This window comes from Glaciimonas sp. GG7, assembly GCF_052976905.1.
On the sequence record NZ_JBRIIQ010000123.1, the window covers coordinates 1 to 1,767 of the forward strand.

Below are 1,767 nucleotides of genomic sequence, written 5' to 3' on the forward strand. Positions count from 1 at the left end.
TCTATGCCGAGTACCACGGACAAGCACGAATCGATCTTGGGATCATCCCTTGCAATTGGGGGCGCTGGGTGTGACTGGTTCACCAGCGGCGAACGCGTTGGCCGATCATGCTGATGTGGTGATTTCGGTAGGCAGTCGCTTGCAGGACTTTACGACCGGATCGCATTCTTTGTTTGCGCAAGCGGCCTTGATTAGCATCAATGTCAATGCCTGCGATGCGATGAAATGGCATTCCACTGAGATGGTGTCGGACGCTGGTTTGGGCTTGGCTGCGTTATCACGCGAACTCAAGGACTGGTGTGCCAGCGCGGCCTGGACGACAGAGGCGAACGAGCAAGCCCAGGCGTGGCGGGCGACGGTGAGCGCGATTACCAATCGACGCGAAGTTGCCTTGCCAGCCCTGCCTTATGACGGCGAGGTAATCGGTGCGGTGCAGCGTTCGGCGCAAGACTCGACGACTAATGACATCGTGGTTTGTGCAGCCGGAACCTTGCCAGCCGAGCTCCACAAACTCTGGCGCACAGTTATGCCGGGCGGGTATCACGTTGAATACGGTTTTTCCTGCATGGGCTATGAGATTGCCGGTGCGCTGGGCGTGAAACTGGCGAAGCCCGAGCGGGAGGTCATCGTGATGGTCGGCGATGGCAGTTATTTGATGATGAATTCCGAAATCGCGACATCCGTGATGATCGACAAAAAGCTCATTATTGTGGTGCTGGACAATCGCGGTTACGGCTGCATCAACCGGCTGCAACAGGCGTGCGGCGGCGCACCCTTTAACAACATGCTGGAAGATTGCTTGCAAGCCGGATCGGGCGCGCCGCAGATTGATTTTGCCGCGCACGCCAGAGCGTTGGGCGCGTTGGCGGAAAACGTCAAAACGATTCCTGAGTTGGAAGCGGCCATGCAACGGGCGCGTGCTGCGGATCGTACTTATTTAGTGTGTATCGATACGGACGATAAACGCACCACGGAAGACGGCGGCTGCTGGTGGGAAGTGGCGGTGCCGGAAGTTTCGGCGCGGGCCTCGGTGCAACTGGCGCGTGAGCAGTATGAGCAAGCGCAATTAAGCCAAAAAATTTAACCGGACTTCCGCAAAATCGCTCCAGCGGCGTTATCTCTCCTAGCCGTACATTCGTACTGTCTTCGTCAAGATGCCTTGCTGGAACAATTTTTCGAAAGTCCTTACTGAATAGGAACTATCGTGGCTAAACCATTTAACGTAAAAATTGGCATCAACCCAATCTCCTGGATGAACGACGATCTGCCGTCATTGGGCGGCGAGACGCCGTTGGAAGTCGCGCTGTCAGAGGGCGCGCAGATTGGCTATCGCGGCTTTGAGCTGGGGAATAAATTTCCGAAAGAACCGGCTGCGTTGGCTGCCGTTCTGGGTAAATATTCGCTGGAATGCGTGTCAGGCTGGTATTCAGGACGGCTGGCGACGGGGTCGGTCGAGGATGAAATTGTCGCCGTCGCGTCGCATCTGCGTTTGCTGGCCGAAAACGGTGCCACGGTGATGGTCTATGGCGAAGTGGCGAATGCGATTCAGGGACGGCCCGAGCCGCTGTATAAGCGTCCGCAATTTGCCAGCGCTGCGCAGTGGCAGGAATATGCGGACAAGTTGACCGCCTTTGCAGCGCACACGCTGGCGCACGGCGTGCGCCTGTCGTATCACCATCACATGGGCGCGTATGTGGAGACCCAGGCCGATGTCGATCAGTTGATGGCGTTGACGGGCGATGCGGTGGGGCTGTTGTTTGATAGCGG

At 57.1% G+C, this 1,767-nt stretch carries 2 protein-coding genes; both read left to right on the top strand.

Going from position 1 to position 1,767, the window contains the following annotated elements; translation table 11 throughout:
• On the top strand, positions 1–1,084 hold a 1,084-nt coding region (locus ACVBEF_RS18950), incomplete at its 5' end, for a thiamine pyrophosphate-dependent enzyme (RefSeq protein ID WP_447125478.1).
• A gap of 168 nt (positions 1,085–1,252) precedes the next feature.
• Positions 1,253–1,767, top strand: a 515-nt coding sequence (locus ACVBEF_RS18955; protein ID WP_447125479.1) for a TIM barrel protein, incomplete at its 3' end; no start/stop codon positions are given.